This window comes from Streptococcus sp. HMSC067H01, from assembly GCF_001814775.1.
Lineage (GTDB): Bacteria > Bacillota > Bacilli > Lactobacillales > Streptococcaceae > Streptococcus.
On sequence record NZ_KV817804.1, the window covers coordinates 44,945 to 64,888 of the forward strand.

At 38.7% G+C, this 19,944-nt stretch carries 22 protein-coding genes; 21 read left to right on the plus strand and 1 reads right to left on the minus strand.

The features are described 5' to 3' along the window. The first annotated feature begins 95 nt into the window (after window positions 1-95). The 5 genes from HMPREF2987_RS08160 to HMPREF2987_RS08180 all read left to right on the plus strand — a co-directional run bounded on the left by HMPREF2987_RS08160 (window position 96) and on the right by HMPREF2987_RS08180 (window position 3,514). A complete protein-coding gene (locus HMPREF2987_RS08160; protein WP_075230105.1) occupies window positions 96-977 on the plus strand; it encodes a diacylglycerol/lipid kinase family protein in 882 nt (293 codons plus the stop codon). Between the two features lie 47 nt (window positions 978-1,024). After that, window positions 1,025-1,903 (plus strand): DUF4300 family protein, encoded by an 879-nt coding sequence (locus HMPREF2987_RS08165; protein ID WP_075230106.1) that lies wholly within the window; start codon window positions 1,025-1,027, stop codon window positions 1,901-1,903. Window positions 1,904-1,988: 85 nt separating this feature from the next. Continuing rightward, complete coding sequence (locus tag HMPREF2987_RS08170) at window positions 1,989-2,309, plus strand: hypothetical protein (RefSeq protein WP_075230107.1); 321 nt, start codon at window positions 1,989-1,991, stop codon at window positions 2,307-2,309. Window positions 2,310-2,347: 38 nt separating this feature from the next. Beyond that, window positions 2,348-2,659 carry a hypothetical protein gene (locus HMPREF2987_RS08175; RefSeq protein ID WP_000351658.1) on the plus strand — a complete coding sequence of 104 codons (312 nt, stop codon included), beginning with the start codon at window positions 2,348-2,350 and terminating at the stop codon, window positions 2,657-2,659. 48 nt (window positions 2,660-2,707) lie between these two features. Beyond that, window positions 2,708-3,514 carry a hypothetical protein gene (locus HMPREF2987_RS08180; RefSeq protein ID WP_075230108.1) on the plus strand — a complete coding sequence of 269 codons (807 nt, stop codon included), beginning with the start codon at window positions 2,708-2,710 and terminating at the stop codon, window positions 3,512-3,514. A gap of 30 nt (window positions 3,515-3,544) precedes the next feature. Here the strand turns inward: HMPREF2987_RS08180 and HMPREF2987_RS08185 are convergent, their stop codons facing one another. After that, a complete protein-coding gene (locus tag HMPREF2987_RS08185) occupies window positions 3,545-4,564 on the minus strand; it encodes a hypothetical protein (RefSeq protein WP_075230109.1) in 1,020 nt (339 codons plus the stop codon). Between the two features lie 119 nt (window positions 4,565-4,683). On the opposite strand from HMPREF2987_RS08185, the gene HMPREF2987_RS08190 reads away from it, so the two are divergent. From HMPREF2987_RS08190 to HMPREF2987_RS11130, 16 genes are all read left to right on the plus strand, one after another. Continuing rightward, on the plus strand, window positions 4,684-5,190 hold the full coding sequence (locus tag HMPREF2987_RS08190) for a YfbM family protein (protein WP_075230110.1): 507 nt from the start codon (window positions 4,684-4,686) through the stop codon (window positions 5,188-5,190). Between the two features lie 32 nt (window positions 5,191-5,222). After that, window positions 5,223-6,074, plus strand: a complete 852-nt coding sequence (locus HMPREF2987_RS08195; protein WP_075230111.1) for a CbrC family protein — start codon at window positions 5,223-5,225, stop codon at window positions 6,072-6,074. An 18-nt stretch (window positions 6,075-6,092) separates the two neighbouring features. Further along, the gene (locus HMPREF2987_RS08200) at window positions 6,093-6,575 is read left to right on the plus strand and encodes a hypothetical protein (protein ID WP_180364512.1); all 483 of its coding nucleotides are present in this window, start codon (window positions 6,093-6,095) and stop codon (window positions 6,573-6,575) included. Between the two features lie 17 nt (window positions 6,576-6,592). Further along, window positions 6,593-7,147: a hypothetical protein gene (locus tag HMPREF2987_RS08205; RefSeq protein ID WP_075230113.1), complete on the plus strand. Its 555-nt coding sequence runs from the start codon at window positions 6,593-6,595 to the stop codon at window positions 7,145-7,147. A gap of 10 nt (window positions 7,148-7,157) precedes the next feature. Further along, window positions 7,158-7,655, plus strand: a complete 498-nt coding sequence (locus tag HMPREF2987_RS08210; RefSeq protein ID WP_075230114.1) for a hypothetical protein — start codon at window positions 7,158-7,160, stop codon at window positions 7,653-7,655. Window positions 7,656-7,703: 48 nt separating this feature from the next. Further along, window positions 7,704-8,498: a DUF4261 domain-containing protein gene (locus HMPREF2987_RS08215; RefSeq protein ID WP_075230115.1), complete on the plus strand. Its 795-nt coding sequence runs from the start codon at window positions 7,704-7,706 to the stop codon at window positions 8,496-8,498. A 43-nt stretch (window positions 8,499-8,541) separates the two neighbouring features. Further along, on the plus strand, window positions 8,542-8,982 hold the full coding sequence (locus HMPREF2987_RS08220) for a hypothetical protein (protein WP_075230116.1): 441 nt from the start codon (window positions 8,542-8,544) through the stop codon (window positions 8,980-8,982). A 19-nt stretch (window positions 8,983-9,001) separates the two neighbouring features. After that, window positions 9,002-10,018, plus strand: a complete 1,017-nt coding sequence (locus HMPREF2987_RS08225; protein ID WP_075230117.1) for a hypothetical protein — start codon at window positions 9,002-9,004, stop codon at window positions 10,016-10,018. A gap of 597 nt (window positions 10,019-10,615) precedes the next feature. Then, window positions 10,616-12,070, plus strand: a complete 1,455-nt coding sequence (locus HMPREF2987_RS08230) for an aminotransferase class I/II-fold pyridoxal phosphate-dependent enzyme (protein WP_075230118.1) — start codon at window positions 10,616-10,618, stop codon at window positions 12,068-12,070. Then, window positions 12,071-12,931 (plus strand): polyamine aminopropyltransferase, encoded by an 861-nt coding sequence (speE, locus tag HMPREF2987_RS08235; RefSeq protein ID WP_000366713.1) that lies wholly within the window; start codon window positions 12,071-12,073, stop codon window positions 12,929-12,931. It abuts the gene before it with no gap. Beyond that, entirely contained in the window at window positions 12,928-14,187 is a 1,260-nt protein-coding gene (locus tag HMPREF2987_RS08240) for a saccharopine dehydrogenase family protein (RefSeq protein WP_075230119.1), read from the plus strand. The genes speE and HMPREF2987_RS08240 overlap by 4 nt, the downstream gene beginning before the upstream one ends. Then, complete coding sequence (nspC, locus tag HMPREF2987_RS08245) at window positions 14,187-15,314, plus strand: carboxynorspermidine decarboxylase (protein ID WP_075230120.1); 1,128 nt, start codon at window positions 14,187-14,189, stop codon at window positions 15,312-15,314. Before HMPREF2987_RS08240 ends, nspC begins: the two co-directional genes overlap by 1 nt. Further along, complete coding sequence (gene aguA / locus HMPREF2987_RS08250) at window positions 15,311-16,396, plus strand: agmatine deiminase (protein WP_075230121.1); 1,086 nt, start codon at window positions 15,311-15,313, stop codon at window positions 16,394-16,396. The genes nspC and aguA overlap by 4 nt, the downstream gene beginning before the upstream one ends. 9 nt (window positions 16,397-16,405) lie before the next feature. Further along, on the plus strand, window positions 16,406-17,281 hold the full coding sequence (gene aguB, locus HMPREF2987_RS08255) for an N-carbamoylputrescine amidase (RefSeq protein ID WP_075230122.1): 876 nt from the start codon (window positions 16,406-16,408) through the stop codon (window positions 17,279-17,281). Between the two features lie 143 nt (window positions 17,282-17,424). Next, window positions 17,425-18,882, plus strand: a complete 1,458-nt coding sequence (locus HMPREF2987_RS08260; RefSeq protein ID WP_075230123.1) for a type I restriction-modification system subunit M — start codon at window positions 17,425-17,427, stop codon at window positions 18,880-18,882. A 12-nt stretch (window positions 18,883-18,894) separates the two neighbouring features. Next, on the plus strand, window positions 18,895-19,944 hold a 1,050-nt coding region (locus tag HMPREF2987_RS11130), incomplete at its 3' end, for a restriction endonuclease subunit S (RefSeq protein ID WP_218969678.1).

Below are 19,944 nucleotides of genomic sequence, written 5' to 3' on the forward strand. Positions count from 1 at the left end.
TTTTTGTTTTTAAAAATTTCATTATAAAATAAAGTGTATCAAAAAAAGATATATTGATAGCCTAAGGATGTAAATAGATATTGAGGAGAAAATAAATGCAAAAAATAATGTTGATTATCAATCCAACCTCTGGTGGAGAAAAGGCTTTAGATTATAAGGAAAAGTTAGAAAATAAGGCTAAAAAATACTTTGAGCAAGTCGATACCAGAATTACACAAAAAGCGCAAGATGCAACCAACTTCGCCACAGAAGCTTCTCGGGAGAATTATGATGCAGTCCTTGTTTTTGGTGGAGATGGGACTGTCAATGAAGTAATCTCAGGTATCGCTGAAAGAGACTATATTCCTAAACTAGCAATTATACCTGGAGGAACTGGAAATCTCATTACGAAACTATTAGAAATCAATCAAGATATTGACGGGGCTATTGACGAGCTTGATTTCAATTCTACAAACAAGATTGATATCGGAAAATCAAATGGAAACTATTTCGGTTATATCTTTAGTATTGGGTCATTACCAGAAGCCATCCATAATGTTGGAATTGAAGATAAAACAAAGTTTGGCATGCTCGCCTATGCGATTAATACCATGAAATCTGTGGTTACAGATCAAGCGTTTAACATCACAGTTGAGACTGAAAATGGAAACTATATTGGAGAAGCAAGTCACGTTTTAGTTCTCCTAACCAATTATTTTGCTGATAAGAAGATTTTTGATGAAGATAAGGATGGATATGCAAACGTTCTGATTCTTAAGGATGCATCAATTCTTACTAAATTGTCAGTTATTCCTGACTTATTAAAAGGGGACGTCGTAGAAAATGATCACATCGAGTACATTAAAGCTCGTCACATCAAAATCTCTTCAGACACTGAGTTAGAAACGGATGTTGACGGCGACAAATCTGATGACCTACCAGTAGAAATTAAGGTGCTAGGTCAGCATATTCAAGTCTATTCTCAACCGAAAGAATAAGCTTTTTAAGCTTTAACAAGTACTATTTATTTAACAAAGGAAAGCCTATGAAATTTAGAAGATTAGCGACTATTGGTCTTTGCTCAACGCTTCTTTTGACCTTAGTGGCGTGTAGTCAAGTTCAAAAGTCGAGTGATGGAACAACAGAATCTTCAGTAACTAAAACACAGTCTGGTCAAGTTTCTTGGAAGGCTAGCTATACTAATATGAACAGTCAACCAAGTGCAGAAGAAGTTCGAAAAGCCTTGGCTGCACATTTGGATAAAGATAGTGTCGATGCATTTTTCAATCTTGTCAACGATTATAACAATACTGTTGGTTCAGTAGGCTTAACTGGAGATTTTTCTACATTTACCAAAACAGACTATGACGTTAAAAAAATTACCAATCTTTGGACTCCGAAAAAAGGTGATTTTGTAGGTACCAACTGTCGTATCAACAGTTATTGTTTATTGAGAAATTCCATCGAAATTCCAAAGTTAGAAAAAGATGATTCCCTATTATTTGTCGATAATGACGCTATTGATAAGGGAAAGGTCTTTGGTGCAGAAGACAAGGATGCTTTTGATATTTTATTCTCAAGAGTCAAGACTGAAGCGACGACAGATGTTAAGGTTCATGCAGCTAAGATGGAACAGTTCCTTTCTCAATTCAAGTTTAATGAAAATGCAAGAATGCTATCTGTTGTAGTCCATGATGACTTGGATGGGCAATCCCTCTTTATCGGTCATGTTGGAATTCTTGTACCAAGTGAGGATGGCTATCTCTTTGTCGAAAAGTTAACCTTTGAGGAACCTTATCAAGCCATCAAATTTGCGACCAAGGAAGATTGTTACAAATATCTAGATACAAAATATGAAAACTATACAGGTGAAGGCCTAGCGAAGCCCTTTATTATGGATAATGATAAGTGGGTTCAACTCTAAAAAATAGGATAATTTGCCTAAAGAGTAGGATAAGAAGTTACCAATCGAATGATAGCTAAATTGATATGATTAGAGGACGGCAAGCATGGATGAACATACATTAAGAGTTGTAAAAATTGATAAGGAAGCTATTTTTGAGTTGATCTACGAAACTTTTATAGCGCAAGAGCAAGAACTGCTGGACCTGTCGCAGGTAGATCTTATCAATGATTGTGCTATGGATTGGGAAAAGGGGGAGTTTATCTTTGCAGCACACCTTCAGAAAAATAATCTGGGAGTATTGAATCCTCTTCCCAAAGATATTGATATTCAAGAGTTGCTGAAAAAACTACCTGTTACAACAGATTCCGTTCTTGGGAAAGAGAGGATTTATAGAGATATTTCATTCGACCAATTAAAAAAATAGTATAATAGTAGTAAATAAAATAGTTATAAGGAGACACAATGGATATTAAAGATTTTACAGAAAAAGAACAAGAGATGATTAAAAAGGGACTAACTTTCTCTAAGCTGAACGATAAGGAAACTGCTGATAAGATTATCGCATTAATTCCTCAAGATATGATTAAACGGATTCCATTTTTTGTTAGAAAACATGCTATTACCCGTACTGTCAAGAGAATCTCGCTTGAGTATCCAGAATTATACGCCGTAGCTGAACAAGAAGGACAACTTCCTGAAAAGGAAGCTCAAGAATTGCGACAAATTCTTACAGATATTTTCCAAGAGAAAATGAACAAGCATAAGATTAAATAAGTTTTGAGATTTAGAAATAAGATGTCGATTGAACATTAGGAGTTGAGTATGGCTATTGATGGCGTTAAAACCATTGACAGTGATCAAGGGTATGACATTTACAATGAGGTAGTTGGTCGCTATAGAGATGGTGATCATGTAGCCAATATCATCAAGGATATTCTCGATGCAGAGAATGATTACTGCCAAACAGACTTTTTTACAGAAATTTATTGGACAGCTCTTGCCTATTCACTGTGGAAGATTGGTCACCTGACAGATGATATCAGAGATAAAACCTTAGAGCTTATCAAAAAAGGGGCTGATCCATTTTGGTTGGAAATAGATCCAAAGGCTTTGAAGCAAAGGCAAAAGGTCTTGGATAAACTTGCTTTCCAGTTGCAAACTGAAAATCCTAGACCTCTAAAGGTTCCTAAAGCCAAAACTAAACGCAAACCTTACTTTGAAGAAGGGGATATCCTTGCTGTTAAGTTCCAAGATGAGTATGGTCTTGTCTTTGTATCTCTGGTTGAGCAGAGTCCTAGAAAGCTTGAGTACCATTTGGCTTGCACGCGCCTCTTACAGACAAAAAAGCCCACCATTGATGATTTTTTGACCAGTCATATCTCCTGTAAGATGGACAATACAAAGTTTGCTCTGGTTACAGATTGCTGGTTCAATCACAAAGATTTAGGGCAATTATTAGATAATATTGAAAAAATTGGACAGGTGAAACTTAGACCTTTTAGTCTTTGGATGCTAGCACCCGCCCAAAATTTAGAAGATGTTTATGAAGAAATCACTAGAGATAAAGGTTCCTCTGGCCTTCGATTCATCGAAACCTATAAGCTTGTCGACGATATTTTTCCAGTTTAATGCCTATGTGATAAAGGGGGAAATGGTCAATCATTCCCATTGACTGTGTTGGGCTCTGACACCATAACTATCTAGGGAACCATCTGTATTAAACTTGGCTTCAATCCGGTACCTTTTCCAGAGGTCGTAATCTGCTGTTTGGATGGTTAGGATAAAGTTGGTATCCTTATCAGAGATATTATAATCAGCAGGATTGACTTCAAAGATATCGATTAATTTTCGTGTTTGAAAATCATGGAGCTTGAGATTTGCTAGCTTGACATGATTGATTGAAATTTCTTCTAGTTGCTTGTTATCCTTAGGTGTTCTGTAATAGGTGATGACGCAGTTTTTGAGCTGATCGGTATCTCTTCCCGTAGGAGTAAGGCTCATAAAGCCATAGGACTGATCATCCCGCTTGACTTCGAGAAGCTGACCGTAGTAGAAGTGGTCGTTTTTGGGATTGGTGATGGAGCTCTCTGCGCCTTTATCTCCAAAGGTAAAGCCTTGGTCCAAAAGCTCGGAAGCCTTGGTCTCACCGATAATGACAGTGGTATCTTGAATGCTTACTGGAACAGGTTGAGCCGGAAGGCCACTCATCATCATGCAAAACATAAAAACATAGCTCGTTAAAAAAGCTGTTCCTATAAAAGCGTTGGTTGATGCATAGGCATGACTGTTTTGAAAGTTTTTTCTTATAGCCAGTACAACAAATTTACCAATACTTTTTAAAACCATACTAACAAGTACGATAAAAAATTGTTTTTTCAAACATTCATAAATGGCTTGAGGAAAGCTATTACCATGATAGTAGAAGACAGCCAATACCAGTAGATTTACGATTAGATAGATTAGAAAGAACCAACGAATCTCTTTAAGGGCATTAGCATCAGTGATTTCTTCATATTCAACGTGAATTCTACCTTGAATGGCATGGCCGAGTTTATAGATCCATTTTGGGACATCTTTCCCTTTTCTAACCGCAACTACAAGTCTGATATAGAGATAGATAGTAAAGGACAAGGATAGAAAGAAAAGAGCATAAAAACCCAAAACAATACTAGTGAACATTACTATTTCCCCCTATTTAACATTCAATAAAACAATTTCTTAGCTCCATTATAGCATTTTCTATAGAAATAGAGCTAAAAACATCAGTATTATCCTATAAGATTCAAAGGAGAAAAATCATGGGAATGATTGCCAATTATCAATATTTACCAGACAATGAATTAGAACAAATAAAAGCTCTTTCTAACCAAGAAGATGACTTGTTAGACTTTGCTGAGGACTTAGCTGATACTCATGATATCTTAATAGATATCGACAAAATGTGGGATGCCTTGGTCTTTGTCTTGACAGGATTTAGTAGTTCAGAATTTTTGGATGACAATCCCTTGAGAGAAGCTGTTTTAGGAGTGACTCCTCTAGAGGATGTATCTGAATATATTGCCTATACTGAAAAAACCAAGATAGCCGAGATTGTAGAAGCTTTAGAAAGTTTTGACATGGACAGAGCTATGGCTAACTTTAGTATGGAAGCTTGTAAAAAAGCAGACTTGTATCCTGATATTTGGGATTATCTTGAGGAAGAGGAAGAAATCAAGGATGAAATTCGAATTAGTTTTGTAAATATGAAAGAGTTTTACAAAAAGATTCTGGAGCTCAATGGAAATGTCTTGGTCACTATTTGTTAAGATTTTAGGTCATACATTAGGAAGGTAGTCAGATGAATCCATATTTACAAGAATATATCACCCGGACAAGGGAATACCATGCTAAAGATGGAAATCCTTCAAGTGTTGCAGCCCTTTATGATTTGGCTGATGAGTTAGCTAAGTCTGATGATTTAGAAGCTAAAAAAGTCTTAGTTGACCTCTATGAACAATTGGGTCTCTACACTAGTGCCTATAGCTTATTTACCGATATCTTAGATAAACCAGACCGAAAACAGTTAAAGAAACTGAGCCGATTACAAGAAATGAGTCAGAGTCATGGCGATCGTTTTGCCCTTCCTCGTCCTCTAAGCAAAGGAGAGAAGAAGCAGAGACAGGACTTATTAAAGATCTTGCCGCATTTTATCTATCATCCAGATCCCTTAGCTACAGGTTCATTTGTTGAAGGAGAAGCTAAGGTTTGTCCATCTTGTGGGAAAGAAAGCAATGTTTATTATGACTTGATCCCTTACTGTATTGACAACATAGAATACCTTTGCCCATTTTGTATTGCAAACGGTCAAGCGGCCAAAAAATTTGATGCGGAATTTATCCAAGATGCCGAGTGGCAGGGTGAATTTGATCCAGAAAAGAATCAGCTGCTTTTTTGTCAGACCCCAGGCTACTCTAGTTGGCAGGGTGAATATTGGTTATCTTGCTGTCAAGATTACTGCGCTTACTTAGGTACAGTTGGAACTCGAGAATTGAAAGCTATGGGAATCGCTGAGCAAGTCTTGGCAGACTATGAAGCGCGTGAAGAATATCAAGAGGTAGAAGACTACTTGGTCAAAGACGGGCCTATCTGTGGTTACCTTTTCAGATGTCTACATTGTCAAAAATACCAGATCTGGGTTGATGCAGATTAAATCGGAATGTGATTAGCTATGAAAATTAAAGAGAAGACTATGGAAGAACTAGAATTATTCGAAGCTGCCTCCAAAGATTTGTTAGATACTATGCAGGGATTTAAAGACAACCTATCTGCTCAATTTCCCCTATTAGATAGTGATAACTGGCAATATGATAAGGGATCGATAAAAGTTTGTAAGGCTGATGAGTCAGGATTCAAAAAAAGATGTAGAGTCGGAATCAGTTACAACTTGAAAGTCTCCCTATTAAACGAAGATTCCGAGCAAATCTGGTTACTGTTCAAAGGCTGGTTCAATGCTAGCAGATTGAGTCTAGTTGAAAGAAATCCTAATAATAAAGATTTGGGAAGATATGTCTTTTCAGCAAGTTCCCCTCTAGGTGATCAGGTAGATTGTTCGATTTATTTGCCCAATGAGTGGAATATCCCTCAGATTAGCTTATCGGGCTATCTAACAGCTCGCTATAGGGCTTGTGATCTTGATAAATCGCAAGGATAAGACGGAGGTTTTTAGAGATGAGAAAGATTGATTGGGACAAGATAAAGACTCGCTTAGATGCCTTGCTAGTTATTGATGAGTATCTTACAGATCCGAGTGAGGATTGGCTCAGACTCGTGATTAAGACTGAGGAAGACTATGGACTCCGCTACCTTATTGACAATGGCTCTGGTGATTCTTTGGATGTGATTTTGACTGATAAAATGATCCTCATAAAAGGCTTTGATCATGAAAATAGTTTAAGCCAGTTTGCTGCTGATGAGTGGAATCAAGACGTCATTGATGGTTTTTATAAAAGTCTGGATGAAAAGTATCTCTCACTTTATTCAGAAGACCAAAAAGATGAAACAACCTTCTTTATCTGGTATGACGGTCACGCGCATCAACAGACTTACCAAGATCAGGATGGCGTTGAATGGTTGCTATCTTACCTCTTTGATAGCTTTGAGAGATTTCATGAGTTTGTGACAGACTATTATGAAATTACAGTTGATAAAGATTTACTTAGGAAACTCTACATGGAAGGACAACTTTCAGACTTAGAAGTAAAGCAATTAATCCAGGAGAGTTAAGAGAGTAATCATGAGAGTGAACTATAAAAATACCCCTGAAAACTATCGAGCTATGGTGGAAATAATCGTCCCACCCTTGCTTGATTTACTCAAAAGTTTAACCTTGTTAGAAGAGGAAATTTTTGAGCGTAACAGAGCACTGGATAAGGAAAAAGAAGCCCTTGGCATCCCATCTAATCAGCTTCACCCTTTGTGGAATGAACTTATGGATGACTATTTTCAGAGGCAAATGCAACTTCTAACTGGACGAGTGACTCAAAAATGCTTGGAAGGAGGAGTTCGAAATTCTTATGGCTCCCCAAGTGAGTATAACTATGTTAAAAGGAATGATTTTTCTGTAGCTTTTATCATGACAAAAGCTGAAGAAGCAAGAGTCATCACCCATTATCAAGAAGCTTTAGAAATGAAGCATCAGTTTGTACTTAGATTGGTGGATGGAAATTGGCTACTTGATGAGAAATTTTACGGTTTTGAGGATGAGGAAACTTGGTATCTCGACTCACTTTGACCAAGATAGCTTTGCTTCCCAACTGATATGAAATAAAGGAGAAGTCCTATGAATTTTTTAAAAAATCTATTTACTAGTAAGAAAGAAAAATCAGAGAAGAAAAAACAACTGATCTTGTCCATGCCCCTCTTCAAAGGCAAGCAGGCCTATTCTTTAGACCAGGTCGTTCAGGAATTGAAATCTCACTGGGCGCTTGAAATTTCTGAAGTTTCTGGAGATGATTCTAGTGCAACCTTTGTGATTGATGGTGCTCTCGTTGCGCTGGCTTTAATGGATTTGCCTATCCCAAGTCAAGAATTTGAAGAATTGTATGCCTATTCTTACCTCTGGCAGGATGTTGAGAAGGAGATACAGGAGCATACACAGCATGCCATTGTTTCTATTTTGTCTGACAATCTTTCGCCAGTAGAAACTTATTCCCTATTGACTAAAGTTAATGCCTCTATCCTAAAAACTAGTCAATCAGCTATTGGTATTTATCAGGGTTCTACCACCTTGCTCTTACCCAAAGATCTTTATCTAGACCTGGCTGACCTTTTGAAAGAAGAATGCTTTCCCCTTCAACTCTGGATTTATATGGGAATTATCAACCAGGGAGATAAAACTAGTATTTACACTTATGGTTTGAAAGAGTTTGGAAAAACTGAGATTGAAATTATCGACTCCCCTATGGATAGCGACGACTTATATTATTTCCTATTGTCTATTCTTCAGTATGTTTTAGGCAGTAATGTCACCTTAAAGGACGGTGAAACCATTGGCTTTTCAGAAGATCAAAAAATCAAAATCACTGAGTCAAAAGCCGTCTATTTGGAAGGAAATTCCTTGAAATTAGAAGTTTAGAAGATGATTTTCGATTGATTTCTCCACCTAGAATGAGGTTTTTATGAAGCGTAATATAAAAAAGTATTATCTCTACCGATTTCTGGTCTATAGATTTGAAAAACTCTCTTGTAAGAATGAAAGTCTAAAAGAAATAAAACCAGAGAAGAGAGAAAAAATCCTTCTAGAGGCTACTCGAACTAGTCAAAAGATTATTCTAGTCCTTGGAATTCTTTATGTTTTTTTAAATTCTACTATGTTCATTTACCTAAGGCTCAATGATTTTCAAAATCCCTTATTGACTTGGTTTATTGACTACATCGATTATTTTGGGGGATTGATAAACGGAGAATGGGGCGGTAGTTGGCGGCAAAAGAAAGCTAGTTTTTTGATGATTGCTCTACTGGCTTTGCCCATTGTGGTCATAGAAGGCGGCCCCTTCTTCTTGCTGGTTTTATTAGTTGGGAATTGGGTGCTAAAGAGAAAGATAAGATTTGAGAGATAACATAAAGGAGTAGAGAGCCATGGCTAGAACGGCGATAATAGGTACTTTAATAGTTTTTGCAATCTTTAATCTGCTACTTGGTCTGGGCTTTTATCTCTTTCTAAAAAAGAGGAAAGAGAATGGGCAGTCATTGTACGAAACGCCTGTAAACCAACAAACTCGAACTGAAAAGCTGGGTCTAGGTGAGATTTTGGTCTACCTGTCCCTGATTGCTATTGCAGGGATCTTTGCTTTTCAGACCTTAAATAGAGGTGGTGTGGGGAATTCTATTTTAGCTAAAATGATCCTCCTCCCAGCTATAATGGCTCTTTTCAATGCAAGAAAAAGGACTGGAAAGTCTTTACTTGCCCTCCTTATAACCTTTATGGTCTTTCTAGTAGGAGTCATGTTTAATCTCACGATTGGTTTGCCACCTCAAGCACCGATTTTGCAAATTAATGAAAGTAAAATTACGTTAGCAGAAACCAAAGCAAGTGATCTGATAGAAGCTGGATTTTATATCTATGTAAGACAGGGTGATGGTGGTAGCGACTACGAAGACCTCCTGACAGATGGCAATTTCCAAAAGTATTCAGGAGATAAATCAGTCACTATCGAAAAAGGCTTCAGACTTGATAGCAATGCTGTTCCCTACGCTCCCTATCTCTTTGCAAAAGATGGCATAGTTCTTGGGAGTATTTCCTTTTACGGGGCAGAAGATAAGGACGTGGTTCTAGAAGATTCTAAGGTTATTCAGGTCCGATTTAACAAGGAAAGCATTGAAGCAGCTAAGGAACATTCTATAATTTTGAAATTGGATGAACTCGACTTGACTAGTCGACTGGATGTTCCACTTGTTCAAGAAACTTTCAAAAAGCATCTATGGTCAATCCCCCCATCACATACAAGTGATGTCACTCAATTGTGGTATGGATTACAGTGGTCAAGTAACAGTGACTCTCTATTTTGGAATGAGTATTATAGTCTTATCCGTCTAGATGAAAATTATTTGATGACTGATTTTGAACTAGCTGCCCAAGTAGCGCGTGATGAGTAAATACGATTTTGAATAGTTGAATTTGCTTATGCCTATCTAAAGGAATTAATTTATTTAGTTCCTTTTCTTGTCTTTGATTTATATTTAAAACGATTTCTATTTATTGGTTGAATAAATTACACGAACTAAATATTAAATTATTTAAAAAAAGTTCTAAAAATACTTTACAAGTCTCTGAAAACATGATATAGTAATGAAGCTTAGAAAATGAGATGATGTTTTCTAGCAAATATAAACCCGAGTAAAAAATGCCTACGGACAGGCAGGGTTGAATGCCGAAGCGTGGTTGAAAAGCCACATTATTGATAGGGTTAAAAGCCTACTTTTATAAGTTGATGTTAGAACATTAGTTCTAATTCGTATACATTTGTTAGTGTGGTGAAAGCACACGTCATCTTGTGAAACGATCAATAAAGTACGTAATATTTGCTACTAGAGAGTTAGGAAACATCAGGAACAGACATACTCAAAAGAAACAAACATAAACACGTCAGTAGATTGTAGAGCAGGTGCCAACCTGCTCTTTTTTCATAAGTATCCTTGGCGCCTAAGTTTAATTAAGGCGGGAAAAATACAGTAAAGGAGTATGTCTTTATAATGTTAAATCAGAACCAAGCTCCCATTTATGAGGGGTTAGTTAAGTTACGAAAAAAAAGGATTGTACCTTTTGATGTGCCAGGTCATAAGCGTGGCCGTGGGAATCCAGAATTAGTGGAACTTTTAGGTGAAAAATGCGTTGGTATTGATGTCAATTCTATGAAACCTTTGGATAATCTAGGACATCCTATTTCGATTATCAGAGATGCAGAAGAACTAGCAGCAGAAGCATTTGGTGCTGCTCATGCCTTTTTAATGATTGGCGGGACAACCTCATCCGTGCAAACCATGATTCTTTCCACCTGTAAAGCAGGGGATAAAATCATCCTACCACGAAATGTCCATAAGTCAGCCATCAATGCACTCGTTTTATGTGGGGCTATTCCCATCTATATCGAGATGAGTGTGGATCCCAAAATCGGTATTGCTTTGGGGCTTGAAAATGATCGTGTGGCACAAGCTATTAAGGACCATCCGGATGCCAAGGCTATCTTAATCAACAATCCTACCTACTATGGGATTTGTTCAGATCTTAAGGGGCTAACAGAGATGGCCCACGCTGCAGGAATGAAAGTCTTAGTAGACGAGGCACACGGTGCTCATCTCCACTTTACAGATAAACTTCCTCTATCTGCTATGGATGCAGGAGCAGATATGTCAGCCGTATCCATGCATAAGTCTGGTGGTAGCTTGACTCAAAGTTCGCTTCTTTTAGTTGGCGATCAGATGAATCCTGAGTACGTTCGTCAGATCATCAACCTTACTCAATCAACCTCAGCTTCCTATTTGTTAATGTCTAGTTTGGATATTTCACGCCGCAATCTGGCCCTTCGTGGTAAAGAGTCATTTGAGAAGGTCATTGAGCTATCTGAGTACGCACGTCGTGAAATCAATGCCATCGGTGGCTACTATGCCTACTCAAAAGAGTTAGTAGATAGCGTGACCGTTTGTGATTTTGATGTAACCAAGCTGTCAGTTTACACTCAGGGTATTGGCTTAACAGGTATCGAGGTTTATGACCTCCTACGAGACGAATACGACATTCAGATTGAGTTTGGTGATATTGGCAATATCTTGGCCTATATTTCGATTGGTGACCGCATCCAAGACATCGAGCGCTTAGTCGGTGCTTTGGCTGATATCAAGAGACTCTATTCACGGGATGGGAAGGACTTGATAGCAGGAGAATATATTCAGCCCGAGTTGGTACTGTCTCCACAAGAAGCCTTCTATTCTGAGAGAAAAAGTTTGACCTTGGATGAATCTATTGGACAAGTCTGTGGGGAATTTGTCATGTGCTATCCTCCAGGAATCCCTATCTTGGCTCCTGGAGAACGTATTACACGAGAAATTGTAGACTATATCCAATTTGCCAAGGAACGTGGTTGCTCCCTCCAAGGGACAGAAGATCCTGAGGTCAATCACATCAACGTCATTAAGAGAAAGGAGAACTAGATGGATTTATGGTTTTCTGAAGTTCATACTCCAGATGTCAAATTGTCCCTGAGAACAGCCAAGCAACTCTACGCTGGTAAAAGTGAATGGCAGGATATCGAGGTTCTTGACACTCCAGCTTTTGGTAAAATACTGATTTTAAATGGGCATGTTTTATTCTCAGATGCGGATGATTTTGTCTACAACGAAATGACCGTTCACGTCCCCATGGCTGTTCATCCCAATCCAAAGAAAGTCTTGGTTATTGGGGGTGGTGACGGTGGTGTTGCCCAAGTATTAACTCTTTATCCTGAACTGGAGCAAATCGATATTGTGGAACCAGATGAGATGTTGGTTGAGGTCTGTCGTGAGTATTTCCCAGACTTTGCTGCAGGGCTAGATGATCCTCGTGTTACCATTTACTACCAAAATGGGCTACGCTTTTTGCGAAACTGTGAAGATGACTACGATATTATCATCAACGATGCGACAGACCCATTTGGACATACGGAAGGACTCTTTACCAAGGAATTTTACGGCAATAGTTATCGAGCTCTAAAGGAAGATGGTATCATGATCTACCAGCATGGGAGTCCCTTCTTTGACGAGGATGAGTCAGCTTGCCGAAGCATGCATCGCAAGGTCAATCAAGCCTTTCCAATCAGTCGGGTTTATCAGGCCCATATTCCAACCAGTCCAGCTGGCTATTGGTTGTTTGGATTTGCTTCGAAAAAATACCACCCTGTCAAAGATTTTGACAAGGAAGGCTGGAAAAAACGCCAGCTTTTTACAGAATACTACACTGCAAACTTACACGTGGGAGCCTTTATGTTGCCCAAGTATGTTGAGGACATTTTAGAAGAAGAGGAAGGAAAAAAATGAGTCGTTTACTAGTTATTGGATGTGGGGGAGTTGCCCAAGTTGCTATTTCAAAGATTTGCCAAGATAGCGAAACTTTTAAAGAAATTATGATTGCTAGCCGTACTAAGTCAAAATGTGATGACTTGAAGGCTAAATTAGAAGGCAAAACAAATACTAATATTGAGACAGCTGCCCTTGACGCTGACAAGGTAGAAGAAGTGATTGCCCTGATTGAAAGCTACAAACCAGAAGCTGTTTTGAACGTAGCTTTACCATATCAAGATTTAACAATTATGGATGCTTGTTTGGCAACAGGTGTTCACTATATCGATACAGCTAACTACGAAGCCGAGGATACAGAAGACCCTGAATGGCGTGCTATTTATGAGAAACGTTGTAAGGATCTTGGTTTTACAGCTTACTTTGACTACTCATGGCAGTGGGCTTATCAAGAGAAATTCAAAGAAGCAGGCTTGACTGCTCTTCTTGGTTCTGGTTTCGACCCAGGTGTGACCAGTGTCTTTTCAGCTTATGCCCTCAAACACTATTTTGATGAAATCCACTATATCGACATTTTAGACTGTAATGGTGGTGACCACGGTTATCCATTTGCAACCAACTTTAACCCAGAAATCAATCTACGCGAGGTTTCTGCGCCAGGTTCTTACTGGGAAGATGGAAAATGGGTCGAAGTCGAAGCTATGTCTATCAAGCGTGAGTATGATTTCCCTCAAGTTGGACAAAAAGATATGTATCTCCTTCACCATGAAGAAATTGAATCATTGGCCAAGAATATTCCAGGTGTCAAACGCATTCGTTTCTTTATGACCTTTGGTCAATCTTACTTGACGCACATGAAATGTCTTGAAAATGTTGGACTCCTCCGTACAGATACTATTAACTTCAATGGACAAGAAATCGTTCCAATCCAATTCTTGAAAGCCTTGCTTCCAGATCCAGCCAGCCTTGGCCCACGTACTGTAGGTAAAACCAATATTGGATGTATCTTTACAGGTGTAAAAGATGGCGTTGAAAAGACCATCTACATCTACAATGTTTGCGACCATCAGGAATGTTACGCAGAAGTTGGTTCACAGGCCATTTCTTACACGACAGGCGTTCCAGCTATGATTGGGACAAAATTGGTTATGAACGGTACTTGGAAACAAGCTGGAGTGTATAACCTTGAAGAATTGGATCCAGATCCATTTATGGAAGCTTTGAATGAGTATGGTTTACCTTGGGTTGTGGTTGAAAATCCACAAATGGTGGACTAATGAAGCTAGAACAAGTACCAACACCAGCTTACGTCATTGACTTAGCAAAGTTAGAAGGCAACTGCCGCATTTTACAATATGTACAAGAAGAGGCTGGTTGTAAGGTTTTGCTTGCCCAGAAGGCATATTCCCTCTACAAAACCTATCCCTTGATTAGCCAGTATCTATCTGGCACAACTGCAAGTGGTCTCTATGAAGCTAAGCTCGCTAGAGAAGAGTTCTCGGGAGAAGTCCATGTCTTTGCGCCAGCCTTTAAGGATGCAGACTTGGAGGAATTGCTGGAGATAACGGACCATATCGTCTTTAACTCAGAGAGACAGTTGCGTAAGCATGGGGCTCGTTGTCGGGAGGCTGGTGTCAGTGTTGGTTTGCGCCTCAACCCTCAATGTTCAACGCAAGGTGACCATGCGCTCTATGACCCTTGTGCACCTGGTTCTCGTTTTGGAGTCACTCTAGACAAGATTCCGAGTGATTTGCTAGATTTGGTGGATGGTCTTCATTTTCACACCCTTTGCGAGCAGGGAGCAGATGATTTACAGACAACTTTGAAAGCAGTAGAAGCGCAGTTTGGTTCGTACTTACATGAGGTCAAATGGCTCAATATGGGTGGTGGTCATCACATCACAAGAGAAGATTATGATGTGGATTTGCTGATTTCAGAACTAAAGCGTATCCGAGAAACTTACAATCTTGAAGTCTATATCGAGCCGGGTGAAGCCATTGCGCTCAATGCAGGTTATCTAGCAACCGAGGTATTAGATATTGTAGAAAACGATATGGAAATCTTGGTTTTAGATGCCTCTGCGACTTGCCATATGCCTGATGTACTCGAGATGCCTTATCGCCCACCATTAAGAGATGGTTTTGAAGCGCAAGAAAAACCTTATACTTATAGACTCTCTTCAAATACTTGCCTAACAGGGGATATCATTGGGGATTACAGCTTTGAAAAACCGATTGAAATCGGCGATCGCCTCTATTTTGAAGACATGGCTATTTACTCCTTTGTTAAAAATAATACCTTTAACGGTATTGGACTTCCAAGCCTTTATCTAATGGATAAAGAGGGTGAGTGCAATCTAGTCAAAGCATTTGGCTATCAAGACTTTAAGGAGAGACTATCATGATGGACAGTCCCAAAAAATTAGGCTATCGTATGCCAGCAGAGTATGAACCCCATCATGGGACTCTCATGATATGGCCGACTCGACCCGGATCTTGGCCTTTTCAAGGGTTGGCTGCTAAAGCAGCTTTTAGCCGGATTATCAAAACTATTGCCCAAGGGGAAACAGTCTACCTTTTGGTGGAGCAGAACTATCTATCTGAAGCGCAATCCTATCTTGGAGACCAGGTTGTTTATCTAGATATTCAGACAAATGATGCCTGGGCACGTGATACTGGTCCAACTATTCTCCTCAATGATCAAAGGGAAAAGTTGGCGGTAGATTGGTCTTTCAATGCCTGGGGTGGTGCTGTTGATGGTCTTTACCAAGACTATGAAGCAGATGACCAAGTAGCCAGTCGCTTTGCAGAAGTTATAGAGATACCTGTTTATAATGCCAAACCTTTTGTACTGGAAGGTGGAGCTATACACAGTGACGGTCAAGGAACGATCCTTGTTACAGAAAGTTGTTTGCTCAGTCCGGGTCGCAATCCTCACTTGACTAAAGAGCAAATTGAAGAGACCTTATTAGAGAGTCTTGGTGCTGAAAAAGTTATCTGGTTGCCTTACGGTATTTATCAAGACGAAACAAATGAACACGTCGATAATGTTGCTGCCTTTGTTGGTCCTGCTGAGGTTGTTTTAGCTTGGACGGACGACCAAGACGATCCTCAGTATGCCATGTCTACGGCAGATCTAGCTCTTTTAGAGAAGGAAACCGATGCAAAAGGTCGGAGTTTCACTATTCATAAACTTCCAATCCCAGCTATTCATCAAGTAGTTACAGAGGAGGATTTGCCGGGCTATACTTATGAAGAAGGTGAAGAGGAGCGTTATGCAGGTGAAAGACTAGCAGCTTCCTATGTGAATTTTTATATCGCCAATAAATCTGTTTTGGTGCCACAATTTCAGGATGTAAACGATCAAGTTGCCTTGGATATTCTGAGTCAGTGTTTCCCAGACCGTGAAGTTGTCGGAATTCCTGCAAGAGATATTCTATTAGGTGGTGGAAATATTCACTGTATTACCCAACAAATTCCAGAATAGGAGAAAAAGATGAGAAATGTAACGGTTGCAGCCATTCAGATGCAATGCGCTAAGGATGTGGAAACCAATATCCAAACAGCTGAACGTTTAGTCCGTCAAGCTGCTGAGCAAGGAGCCCAAATTATTCTCTTGCCAGAATTATTTGAACGTCCTTATTTCTGTCAGGAGCGTCAGTATGACTACTACCAGTATGCCCAGTCGGTATCAGAAAATACGGCTATTCAGCATTTTAAAGTGATTGCCAAGGAACTAAAGGTCGTTTTACCAATCAGTTTCTATGAAAAAGATGGTAATGTCTTATACAATTCTATTGCTGTCATTGATGCGGATGGAGAAGTGCTTGGCGTTTATCGGAAGACTCACATTCCTGATGACCATTATTATCAGGAGAAATTCTTCTTTACACCTGGAAATACCGGTTTCAAGGTCTGGGATACTCGCTATGCCAAGATTGGTATTGGCATCTGTTGGGATCAGTGGTTCCCTGAAACAGCCCGTTGTCTTGCGTTAAATGGTGCAGAATTACTCTTTTATCCAACAGCCATTGGTTCAGAGCCTATTTTGGATACAGATAGTTGTGGTCATTGGCAACGTACCATGCAAGGACACGCAGCAGCAAATATTGTCCCAGTTATTGCGGCTAATCGTTATGGTTTAGAAGAAGTCACTCCTTGTGAAGAAAATGGGGGACAAAGTTCCAGTCTAAACTTCTACGGTTCATCCTTTATGACCGATGAAACAGGAGCTATTTTAAGTCAAGCCGAACGACAAGATGAAGCAATCCTCTTAGTCACTTATGACCTTGACAAGGGAGCAAATGAGCGCCTGAACTGGGGTCTCTTTAGAGACAGAAGACCAGACATGTATAAAGATATTGTCAGATGAAAAAAGCCTATTGTAGGCTTTTTTCTGTAGATACTATAATAATTTTTTGATAATGTCCTAGGATTCTGATAAAATGGAGTATAAGAAGTTTTAAAATTTTAAATGACAGTTTTTTAAAATTGAAACATTTTGAGAGGTAAAATATGATTACAGGCGAATTAAAGAATAAGATTGATCAGCTTTGGGAAATGCTATGGACAGAGGGGAATGCGAATCCTTTGACCAACATTGAGCAATTGACTTATCTTTTATTTATGAAAGACTTGGACAGAGTTGAACTTGGACGAGAAAATGATGCTGAATTTCTAGGTATTCCCTATGAGGGAATTTTCCCAAAAGATAAACCTGAATATCGTTGGTCAACCTTTAAGAACTTAGGAGATGCGCAAGAAGTTTATCGCCTGATGTCACAAGAGATTTTTCCATTTATTAAGAATCTGAAGGGGGATACTGACGATACAGCTTTTTCACGTTATATGAGGGATGCTATTTTTCAAATCAATAAACCTGCTACCTTACAAAAGGCGATAGCTGCTCTGGATGAGTTACCTACGGATATAAAAGATATTGGTGACATTTACGAGTATCTATTGTCAAAATTATCTCAGGCAGGGGCAAATGGTCAATTTCGTACTCCACGTCATATCATTGATATGATGGTTGAGCTAATGCAACCGACAATTAAGGATATTATTTCAGATCCTGCTATGGGGTCTGCGGGATTTTTGGTTTCAGCAAGTCGCTACCTAGACCGAAGAAAAGAAGAGTGGCAAACAAATATTGACAGTGTAAAGCATTTCCACAATACTATGTTTCATGGGAATGATACGGATACGACAATGTTGAGACTTGGGGCTATGAACATGATGCTCCATGGGGTTGAAAATCCCCAAATTAGCTATCTAGACTCACTATCTCAAGATAATGAAGAAGCTGATAAATATACTCTAGTTTTAGCCAATCCACCTTTCAAAGGATCTCTTGATTATGATTCAACCTCTGGAGATTTGTTGGCTACGATTAAGACTAAGAAGACAGAGTTGCTTTTCCTTGCCCTTTTCTTACGCACTTTGAAGCCAGGTGGACGTGCAGCTGTTATTGTACCGGATGGTGTCCTCTTTGGTTCCTCTAAAGCGCATAAAGGGATTCGTCAGGAAATCGTTGAGCACCATAAACTAGATGCAGTTATTTCGATGCCAAGTGGTGTTTTCAAGCCTTATGCAGGGGTTTCAACCGCCATCCTTATCTTCACTAAGACTGGAAATGGTGGGACGGATAAGGTTTGGTTTTACGATATGAAAGCAGACGGTCTGAGTTTAGATGATAAACGCCAGCCTATCAGCGATAATGATATTCCAGATATTATTCAACGATTCCATCAATTAGAGAAAGAAGTAGAACGCAAGAGAACAGATCAGTCCTTCTTTGTTCCGGTTGATGAGATTAAGGAAAATGATTTTGATTTGTCCATCAATAAATACAAAGAAATCGAGTATGAAAAAGTTGAGTATGAACCAACAGAAGTCATTTTAAAGAAAATCAATGATCTAGAAAAAGAAATTCAAGCTGGCTTAGCAGAGTTAGAAGAATTACTAAAGTAGGGAGATGCATGTATGAAAAAAGTGAAGTTGGGGGAAGTTTGTGAGATTTTAAATGGATTTGCCTTCAAGAGTTTGCTATATGTTAACGAAGGCATTCGTATTATAAGAATAACTAATGTTCAAAAAGGATACATCGAAGATAGTGACCCAAAATACTATCCAATTGAATATAGAAATTCAATCGAGAAGTATATTTTAAAAGAAAATGATTTGCTTATGTCTTTAACAGGAAATGTTGGACGAGTAGGATTAATAAGTAAAACTATGCTTCCTGCTGCATTAAATCAACGGGTTGCCTGTTTAAGAACTATTGATAGTTTAATTTCCAAAGAATATGTATTTCAATTTCTTAATTCAGATCTGTTTGAACAGTCAGCAATAAGAAGTTCTAATGGTGTTGCTCAAAAAAATTTAAGTACAGATTGGTTAAAAAAAGTAGAAATTACTTATCCTTCAGTTGAGCAACAAAAGTTGATTACTAGTACGTTAAATTTGATTGAACGATTAATTTGCTGTCGTAAAGAACAAAATAAAAAATTGAACGAGCTCGCCAAATCCCGATTTAACGAGATGTTTGGGGATCCTGTTTTGAATGAAATGGGTTGGGAAATTGAAACACTTAATAAAATTGGAACTATTGGACGTGGTGTTTCTAAGCATAGACCACGAAATGCTTCGGAATTATTTGGAGGAATCTATCCGTTTATACAGACGGGAGATGTAGCTAATTCAGGAAACTATATTGTAGATTATCATTCTACATATTCTGAGTTTGGTCTTAAACAAAGTAAATTGTGGGATAGAGGAACATTATGTATAACTATCGCAGCTAATATAGCTAAAACAAGTATATTGGCTTTTGATTCATGTTTTCCAGATAGCATTGTTGGTTTTATTCCGGGAGAAAGAACCAATAATATGTTTATTCATTATTGGTTTAGTTACTTTCAAAAGATACTAGAAAGTCAAGCTCCAGAATCAGCACAAAAGAATATAAATTTAAAAATATTAAGTGAACTCAAAGTAATCCTCCCCCCTCTTTCCCTCCAAAACGAGTTCGCA